Consider the following 6,161-nt stretch of genomic DNA (forward strand, 5'->3'; position numbering starts at 1 on the left):
CCGGCTGGAATGGATCCCCAACGTTTTGTTACTTCCGCTTTCTCTGATAGAGAGTATTGCACGCTATATCGGGATGCAGACCAGCAAGATCCCGCAGTGGTCGCAGGACGTTATTGATGCGTGTGCTGTCGAACCGAATGATCTGATTAATATTGGCGCTGAAAACAATTCGCCGCATCGCTGGCGTACCGTGTTAGCAAATGAGAAACGGGAAGTGTATGACGCGAAAAACCAACGACTGAAATCCGCAAACCAAAAAATTAAAGTAAAGCTGGATGCGAAATACGAAGTAGTTTCCTGAGTCTGGCTGGAAAGGACAAGGAGAGGTTAGAGCATAATGGCAATTTCACACGATATTGGTCTTTTTATTCCGTTTAAGATTAATAGACCGCTGACCAAAGAAGAAAAACAAAGTCGTTTTGTTCGGGGTAAAAGAAGAAAAATTTCTGGTGAGGCTACTGTACTTGATTTGGAAACAGTTATACGAATGAATTCATCTTACCTGGAAATTGTGGATAAGTTTTATCCTACAAAAGGGTATATAGCATCATTTATGATGGCATTTTGCATTTTATTTATTATTTTCTTTCTTGCCATTGCAAAAACAACTATTTTTAATGGTGGTGATCTTCCTTCGCTTTTTTTCGTTTTTTTTCTTTGTGGAGGCGTGGTGTTTTATTGCATGCGTTTTCTATTGAAAGACTGGTTTCGAAAAACACATTACCCCGTAAGGTTCAACCGAAAGAAACAGCAGGTGCATATCTATCAGATTAGTGGTGAAGTTATAACAGTTCCGTGGGGTGATATTTTCTTTACAACCAGTAAACAGAGAATTAGTTACTGTATTGTTGGACATCTTCTTTCCGAAGATAAAGAAACCGTGCTGAACACTTTCAGCTTTGGTTATGTAGGGCCAAGGGAAGAGTTGGCCCTCTACTGGGAGTTTATTCGCTGCTATATGGAAGAGGATTGTCTTGAAGAGCTGGCTGAAACCGTTTTGTTTTGTCCTCCCGTTGAAAAACAAAAAGAAGGTTACGTCGCAGGATTGCAGAGACTGATGCAAATAGATTCACGTGGAGACTGGTTGCTGCTTGTTCTGAATCTGCCTTTCGCGCTGATTGAAAGCATTGCCCGCTATATTGCCATGCAGACCAGCAAGATCCCGCAGTGGTCGCAGGACGTTATTGATGCGTGTGCTGTAGAACCAAATGACCCAATCAATATTGGCGCTGAAAATAATTCGCCACATCGCTGGCGTACCGTGTTAGCAAATGAAACTCGGGAAGCATATGACGCGAAGAACCAGCGACTGAAATCCGCAAACCAAAAAATTAAAGCAAAGCTGGATGCAAAATATGGAGGTAAAATATGAAAGGTGTTATTCATATTGGCGATAAAACAACAGGAGGAGGAAAAGTTCTGTCTGGCTCTTCCAAAATGAAGTTTAAAGGTATCGGTGTTGCTCGTCTAAACGATCCTGTTAGTTGCCCTATTAACGGGCATAGCCCATCATATATTTCACAAGGTCATTCTACAATGAAAGACAGAGGGACTCCTGTTGCCTTTCATGATTATGAGTGCTCTTGTGGATGTAAGCTAATATCATCCCTGAATACTGCGACGACGAGTAAATAATGCCTGTCGATCTTTCCGCGATACCTGATGTCGCCAGCAGAACCCGCCAGCCATCAATAAAACGCTGGCTGGTCATACTACTTATTTTCCTGGGACTGGGCGGTTTTCTTACGTCCTGGTTATGGCCTGCCAATCACTCTGCCCAGGGAGCGATCTTCTGGCATTGCTTCATTAGTGCACCATTGGCAATTTGGGTTGTGTTGTTTGGTGTTCGCTGGCTGGCATGGCTCTCTACCGTATGGCCAGCAAATGGATGGGATAATGAGCGTGAGCAAGATATCGCGAATGAAATTCAGCGAGGACAATATTTTCTGGTCGTGGATGCTGCAAGTGTATGTTTACCCCATGTCGTGACGTCAGGGACACTTACTGAACAATTCCTGCTGCCACAGGGGATAAAATTACCTTCTGTTATTGATTCAGAAACACAGTCTGTAAGTTATATCGCCCGGTTTAGTGATAGCCACTCACCTACAGCGGAACGTATTCATAATCGATTTCGGGAACTTCTGAACGATCCGATATTGAAAACTGCATTATCCCGGTACAAAACAATTAAACCACTTCAGGTTGTTTTACAGATAGATCCAAGTATTTATCTGCCTCAGGATGAGCTGGAAGAATTTCAAAAGCGGATGGTTACGCTTTTACCTGCTAGTGATATTCGGTTATTACCCCATTTTGGGCTGTCAGATATTGATAACTGGCTGGACAATCCTGAGAGCATCGATTCACTGCTTGTCGTCTCTATCTGCCTCCGGGCGACTGTCTCTGATGGCGATGGTGAGGCTGCCGTCGCGTTGCTATTACGCCCCGGAGATGAAACAGAGCCAGGCATAAATACCGCAGTTCACTTTCACAGACCTGAACAATCAAAAAGCACAGCGACATTACTCGCATCAGCCAGACAGGCTTTAGCGTGGGGTAAAACCGATGTTGAACATATTGAATCCCTGTGGCTTTCTGGTATGGGAACTGAAAATAAAACGCAGTCTTTGTTATCAGAAAATAAGCTGCACTTTCCTCGCGCAGAAGCGAGTGCACAGGTTACCGATATTGATTTGAAAACAGGATTGACGGGCGTTGCTTCCCCCTGGCTCGCTGTTGCGCTTGCTGCCGGTCAGTCAGGTTCATTGCCATTTCCTCAGTTGATCATGAGTGTGTCTGAGGAGGGGCTACCCTGGTGGATGGTTATTCAACCGGGTCAGGAAGTCTCTTAAAACAGTTTGCTGTAGCAAAGTATCAGATTCACAAAAGTTATGGGCACTGTTGTGTTCAGTTGTTTCGTGTCGGGAGAAAAAAGTGGAACGTATAGTACAGGGACTAAGGAACACGACATTTCAGTTGTGGCTGATCTTGTTTGTTTTTTTATTTATGGGGATCGCCGCCTGCCTGATACTCAAAAATGATCCGACTCAGTTTGGCATTACCCCAGATTCTGTTTTACAGACAGTTTTGCTTTTTAGCGCCCTGATCCTGACGGGGGGGTTGCTCCTTTTTATTTTACTTTTGTTCATTACAACCTACCTCTTTGGTAAAAAAGCTTATCGGAGGGTGAAGGCTCAGGCCACGAATAAATCTTCTTCGGCTCAGAAAACAAAAAAAAGTGATTCCCCTGCACTTACGACAGTTCAGAAGCTGAAAAAGTATTTACGCCGCCGCTACAGCCTTTTCTGGAGTCGCAAAGTCCGCCTGCTACTGGTCACCGGCGATGAAGCCGCGATTGAACAACTGGTGCCCGGCCTGCAACAGCAGCAATGGCTGGAAGGTAACCGCACGGTTCTGATTTTCGGTGGCAGCCTGTCAGCGGAGCCGGACTCTGAAAAATATACCGCGCTGCGTAAACTGCGTCGCGGTCGCCCGCTGGACGGTATTGTGCGCGTCATGCCACAGTCGCTTAACCTTACACCTCAGATTAGCGATAACGATTTACGCAGCCTGGAGAAAATCAGCGAGCTGCTGCGCTATTCTGCCCCGGTCTGGCTGTGGCAGCTGTGCGATAGCGACTGGTCGCAGGCGAAGCGTGCAGAGCAGGCCGTGGGGGCAAGTTTCCCGCTGCGTTCGCAGGCTGATGACATTATCCGCCAGCTCGAAACGCTGCTACCGGAACTGCGCGCCCGGGGCGTGAGCCAGATAGTCGAAAATAACAGCCACGACTTCCTGCTGCGTTTGGGGCAGCATCTGAAAGAGGGCGGTATTGCCCGCTGGGCTCAGCAGCTGACGCCGTGGTTGTATAGCTCGCAATCGCGTATTCCGCTGCGGGGGCTGGTGTTTAGTCTGCCGGGGAGCCAGGCTGTTGATTCACCCGAAGGCACTGTTGCCGCCGCTGATGTGGAAAAATACCGCGCTGAATCCCAGCGCCATGCCCTGGCGCTCCCGGTCACCTGGCAGGGCGTGGTGGATGACTGTACCCGCCTGCGTGGTCGTCGCGTCGGTATGGCCTGGGAGCAGACGCTGGCATGGGCCATCATGACGGTGGTCGGTGTCTGGGGCGCGGGCATGCTGCTTTCCTTTGCGCTGAATTACGGGCAGATCTCTTCTGTCGCCGGAAAAGCGCACCATCTGGTGAAAGATCCCTCCGTGTCCGATTCTCAACTAACGGCCCTGTATGACCTGCGAAATGATGCTGGCCGCCTACAGCATCATGCCCAGGACGGTACGCCGTGGTACCAGCGTTTTGGGCTAGATCACGGTCAGCAGCTGCTGAATGCGATGCTGCCGTGGTACGGCGTGGCGAATAACCGCCTGATACGCGACCCGGCAAATACGGCCCTGATACAAAAGCTCACCGTGCTGGCTAACTCCGCGCCCAATAGCGACCAGCGCGTGCAGCTGGCAAAGCCCGGTTATGACCAGCTTAAAGCCTGGATGATGATGTCGCGCCCGGACAAAGTGGACGGGGCTTTTTACGCCCGGACCATGAAAGGCGTGCAACCGTCTCGCGCAGGTCTCTCAACCGGCCTGTGGCAAAGCCTGTCGCCGGATCTGTGGGCTTTTTACATCTCTGAATTGCCGAAGCAGCCACAGTGGAAAATTGCTTTGTCCCCGCAGCTGGTCAGCCAGAGTCGCCAGGTGCTGTTGCAGCAGATTGGCCGTCGCAATGCCGAAAGTACGCTGTATGAAAATATGCTCAAATCGGTGCGTCGTAACTTTGCCGATGTCTCTCTGGAAGACATGACCAGCGGTACGGATGCCCGCCGTCTGTTCGCTACCGATGAGGTGGTGCCCGGGATGTTTACCCGTCAGGCGTGGGAAGGGGGAATTCAGCAGGCCATCGAGAAAGCGGCCAACTCCAGGCGCGATGAAATTGACTGGGTGCTGAGCGACAGCCGTAAAGCGGTCTCGGCTGACCTGTCGCCGGAGGCGCTAAAAGCGCGCCTGACCCAGCGTTATTTCACCGATTTTGCCGGTAGCTGGCTGAGCTTCCTTAACAGCCTGCGACTTAACCCGGCGAATAATATTGCTGATGTCACCGATCAGCTGACGCTGATGAGCGATGTGCGCCAGTCACCGCTGATTGCCCTGATGAATACGCTGGCCTGGCAAGGGTTGACCGGGCAGCAAAACGAGAAGCTATCCGACTCCATTATTAAATCGGCGAAGGAGCTGGTCGGCAGCCAGGATAAACCTGCTATCGATCAGCGTGCCGCCGGTCCACAGGGGCCGCTGGATGACAGTTTTGGCCCCCTGCTAACGTTGATGGGGAAAAACAAAGCCAGCAACGTGATGTCTGCCGACAGCTCGCTGAGCCTGCAGACTTATCTCACCCGAATCACCCGTGTGCGCCTGCGCCTGCAGCAGGTAGCAAGCGCGTCCGACCCGCAGGAGATGATGCAGACTCTGGCCCAGACGGTGTTCCAGGGTAAAAGCGTGGATCTGACCGATACCCAGCAGTACGGCAGCCTGGTGGCGGCAAGTCTGGGGGAAGAGTGGAGCGGCTTCGGTAACACGATGTTTGTGCAGCCGCTGACCCAGGCCTGGGAAACCGTACTGCAGCCGTCGGCAGCCAGCCTGAACGACCGCTGGAACCGTTCTGTGGTGGCGAACTGGCATACGGCTTTTGATGGCCGCTTCCCGTTTGCCGCGAGCAAAAGCGATGCCTCTCTGCCGATGCTGGCCGAGTTTATCCGTAAGGACAGCGGGCGCATCGACCGGTTCCTGACGACCGAACTTAATGGTGTGCTGCACAAAGAGGGCAGCCAGTGGGTGCCGGATAACGCCCACAGCCAGGGGCTGACGTTTAATCCGGCCTTCCTCAAGGCCGTTAACCAGCTTAGCCAGCTGTCGGACATTCTGTTTACCGACGGCAGCCAGGGGATCAGTTTTGAATTACAGGCGCGCCCGGCAGCGCAGGTGGTGGAGACCCAGCTAACCATCGACGGGCAAAAACTGCATTACTTTAACCAAATGGCCGACTGGCAGTCATTCCGCTGGCCGGGAGAGACGTATAAGCCGGGTACTATGCTGACCTGGACTTCAACCAGCGCCGGTGCGCGTCTGTTCGGGGATTACAGCGGTACCTGGGG

5 protein-coding genes are annotated in these 6,161 nt (G+C 51.1%); all 5 read left to right on the top strand.

Features of this window, described 5'->3' with window-relative positions; genetic code table 11:
• Positions 1 to 301: hypothetical protein (locus VGM55_RS01445; protein WP_331634350.1), on the top strand; the 301-nt coding region annotated here is incomplete at its 5' end.
• 36 nt (positions 302 to 337) lie between these two features.
• Entirely contained in the window at positions 338 to 1,372 is a 1,035-nt protein-coding gene (locus tag VGM55_RS01450; RefSeq protein WP_331634352.1) for a DUF6708 domain-containing protein, read from the top strand.
• Entirely contained in the window at positions 1,369 to 1,635 is a 267-nt protein-coding gene (locus tag VGM55_RS01455) for a PAAR domain-containing protein (RefSeq protein ID WP_331634353.1), read from the top strand. The genes VGM55_RS01450 and VGM55_RS01455 overlap by 4 nt, the downstream gene beginning before the upstream one ends.
• Positions 1,635 to 2,855 (top strand): hypothetical protein, encoded by a 1,221-nt coding sequence (locus VGM55_RS01460; RefSeq protein ID WP_331634354.1) that lies wholly within the window; start codon positions 1,635 to 1,637, stop codon positions 2,853 to 2,855. Before VGM55_RS01455 ends, VGM55_RS01460 begins: the two co-directional genes overlap by 1 nt.
• Before the next feature lie 82 nt (positions 2,856 to 2,937).
• On the top strand, positions 2,938 to 6,161 hold a 3,224-nt coding region (locus VGM55_RS01465), incomplete at its 3' end, for an ImcF-related family protein (RefSeq protein ID WP_414648175.1).

Origin of the sequence: Cedecea sp. (assembly GCF_036500665.1) — a bacterium.
Classification (GTDB): domain Bacteria; phylum Pseudomonadota; class Gammaproteobacteria; order Enterobacterales; family Enterobacteriaceae; genus Cedecea.

Excerpts from the sequence above, each read along its gene's own strand:
- VGM55_RS01450 (WP_331634352.1), top strand. The coding sequence starts at position 338 with ATGGCAATTTCACACGATATTGGTCTTTTTATTCCGTTTAAGATTAAT.
- VGM55_RS01455 (WP_331634353.1), top strand. The coding sequence starts at position 1,369 with ATGAAAGGTGTTATTCATATTGGCGATAAAACAACAGGAGGAGGAAAA.
- VGM55_RS01460 (WP_331634354.1), top strand. The coding sequence starts at position 1,635 with ATGCCTGTCGATCTTTCCGCGATACCTGATGTCGCCAGCAGAACCCGC.